The 2,774-nt window shown below is 67.6% G+C and carries 3 protein-coding genes; all 3 read right to left on the bottom strand.

All coding sequences use genetic code 11. From position 1 onward, the window contains the following. Positions 1–59: 59 nt before the first annotated feature. The 3 genes from PHQ87_RS15745 to PHQ87_RS15735 are packed head-to-tail and all read right to left on the bottom strand — an operon-like array spanning position 60 to position 2,597. On the bottom strand, positions 60–410 hold the full coding sequence (locus tag PHQ87_RS15745; protein WP_300236481.1) for an OB-fold domain-containing protein: 351 nt from the start codon (positions 408–410) through the stop codon (positions 60–62). A gap of 6 nt (positions 411–416) precedes the next feature. Then, entirely contained in the window at positions 417–1,586 is a 1,170-nt protein-coding gene (locus tag PHQ87_RS15740; protein ID WP_300236478.1) for a thiolase domain-containing protein, read from the bottom strand. A gap of 18 nt (positions 1,587–1,604) precedes the next feature. Further along, on the bottom strand, positions 1,605–2,597 hold the full coding sequence (locus PHQ87_RS15735; protein ID WP_300236476.1) for a tripartite tricarboxylate transporter substrate-binding protein: 993 nt from the start codon (positions 2,595–2,597) through the stop codon (positions 1,605–1,607). Between the last annotated feature and the right edge of the window lie 177 nt (positions 2,598–2,774).

Genomic DNA, 2,774 nt, shown 5'->3' with positions numbered 1-2,774 from the left:
GAATACTGGCGCGCCTGCTCCGCGGCCACGGTCGTGAAGGCGGGCACCTGCTGGCCCCCCTAGGCCTGCAGGAAGCGCAAGTCCACCGGGTCGCCAATGCGCATCGCGTGCACATCGCTGTCCACCACCACGGCCGTCATCGACGGCCCCTCGGGCAGCGCCACCACGGCCGCCGCCGTCGGGCGCCGGGCGGCGCGCACGATCGAAAAGCTGTAAATGCTGCCGCGGCCACTGGCCTGCAGCCACTCGGTTTTCTCGGCGCCGCACAGCGGGCAGTGGGTGCGCGGGTACCAGGAGGTTTCCTGGCACGCCGGGCAATGCCTGAGCATCAGCCGGTTGTCGTTGGCGGCGTCCCAGAACGCCTCGGTCTCGGGGTAACGGTTGATCGGAGGAAGCAGATTCGATTTCACTGTGGTTTACTCCCGGCCAAGAATCAGGGTGCCCGCCACGTGGTAGGTCGCCAGCGACCCGCCCGTGCCGTGCGCCACCACCAGGTCGCACCCGGGCACCTGCACCGCGGGGTGCGCCTCGCCGCGGCACTGGCGCACCGCCTCGAGGATCTTCGTCATGCCACCCTTGTTGCCCGGGTGGTTGCTGCACAGGCCGCCGCCATCGGTGTTGAAGGGCAGCTTGCCCACGCCCGAGATCAGGTTGCCATCGGCCACGAAGCGCCCGCCCTCGCCCTTGGCACAAAAGCCCAGGTCCTCCAGTTGCATGATCACCGTGATCGTGAAACTGTCGTAGAGCGACGCGTACTTGATGTCGGCGGGCGTCACGCCGGCCTCCTCGAAGGCCGACCGCCCCGACTGCACGCCGGCCGAATAGGTCAGGTCGATGCGGCCGCCGTTGTTGTGCTTGATCGCCTCGCCGGCGCCGAGGATCCTGACCATCGGCTTGCCCAGCTCGCGCGCGATCTCCGGGCGCGTCACGATCACCGCCCCGCCGCCATCGGTCATCACGCAGCAGTCCATGCGGTGCAGCGGGTCGGCCACCATGGGCGAGGCCAGCACCTCCTCCACCGTCACCACCTTGCGCAGCAGCGCATGCGGGTTGTGCTGCGCGTGGTGCGAGGCCGCCACCTTGACCCAGGCCAACTGCTCGGGCGTGGTGCCGAACTCGTACATGTGGCGCCGCGCCACCATGGCGTAGCCGTACACGGGCGCCATCGGCACCGGTGCCAGAAACGGCGTGTCCGGCATGTTGCGCGTATCGATGCCGGTCAGCCCCGTGCCGCCCCCGGCGGCCAGGGGGCGGTCGGCCAGGGTCACCAGCGCCACGTCGCAGTGGCCGGCGGCGATCGCCTGGGCGGCATGGTTCACGTGCAGCACATACGACGAACCACCGGTTTCGGTGCTGTCGATGTGCCTGAGCCGGCGCAGGCCGATGTACTCGGCCATGGTCATGCCGCCAATCCCGGGCGCATCGGCGCCGCAGAAGAAGCCGTCAACGTCCGCCAGGCTCAGGCCGGCATCCTTGAGGGCGCCGAGCGCGACCTCGGCGTGCAGTTGCGCTGAAGAAACCCCATCCGCGCGCCGGGTCGGATGCTCGTAAATGCCCGCAATGCAGGCCTTGCCCTTGATGCTCATGTCGGCTCCGTGCTCCCCTTATGCCGCCGGCTTGCCGCCGTTGATGATGCGCACCCGCTCTGCCCAGGCGTCGTGGCTGTCCTGCATCGACTTGACGAACGCCTGGCGCGACATCACGTTCATCTCCATGCCCACCTTGCCAAAAAAGTCCACCACGTCCTGCTGCGCCAGAATCTTCTGCACGGAGGCATACAGGCGCTCCATCTCGGCCTCGGGCACGCCGGCCTTCACCCACACGCCAAAGCCTTCGGTCAGCTCCATGCCCTTGAAGCCCATCTCATTGAAGGTCGGCGCATCGGGCACGAACTTCGAGCGACTGGCCCCGCTGGTGCCCAGCACGCGCACCTTGCCGTCCGCCAGGTAGGGCAGGCAATCGCCCACCGGCGAGAGCATGGCCGAAATCTGCCCGCCCACCAGGTCCTGCATGCCCGGCGCCGAGCCCTTGTAGGGCAGGTGCGTCAGCTCGAAGCCGTGGTTCATGCCCGCCGCCTTCATCATCATTTCCTGCGGGCTGTTGGTGCCCGGCGAACCGAAGTTGGCGCGGTCGGGGTTGGCCTTGGCCCAGGCCAGGAAATCCTGCATGGTCTTCACCGACGCCGGCACCGCCGGCCCCACCGTGAAGGCCTGCGGGAACACCACCACGCCCGACACCGGGGTCAGATCCGTGTACTTGTAGGGCGTGTGCCGCGGGTCGGTGTGCGGCTGCACCGTCATCACCGAATCGGGCTGCACCGTCATCACGCTGCCGTCGGCCGGCCCACGCCGCACGTCCTCCACGGCGAGCCGGGCGGCCGCGCCCGGCTTGTTTTCCACCACCACCGTCTGCGCATACACGCCCCGCAGCCCGTCGGCCACCTTGCGCGCCACGGTATCGGTGCCACCCCCGGGCGGGAAGCCCACCATGATCTTGAGCTGATCCAGCATGCGCTGCTGTGCATGGGCCAGACCCAGCCCCGACACCGCCGCCGCCAGCGTGGTCATGCGAACGAAATCTCTGCGCGTGAAATCCATCGTTGTCTCCTATCTGTAACCCTGTATCGCAGGTAACGAGCGTGTCCATCGAACCCCTTGAACCGCACCGGAACAATAACAGTCTGTCTGTCGATCCAACTCGGGGAAAACCATCAGATAGACTGTCAATTTGACGGACCCGACCGGATCCACCCTCCACGCACAGGGGGTTGCCCT

Origin of the sequence: Hydrogenophaga sp., from assembly GCF_028698005.1 — a bacterium.
In the GTDB taxonomy this organism is placed as follows: Bacteria; Pseudomonadota; Gammaproteobacteria; order Burkholderiales; family Burkholderiaceae_C; genus Hydrogenophaga.
The sequence above is the reverse complement of the archived record's forward strand: the minus strand, read 5'-3'. Positions and strand labels throughout refer to the sequence as shown.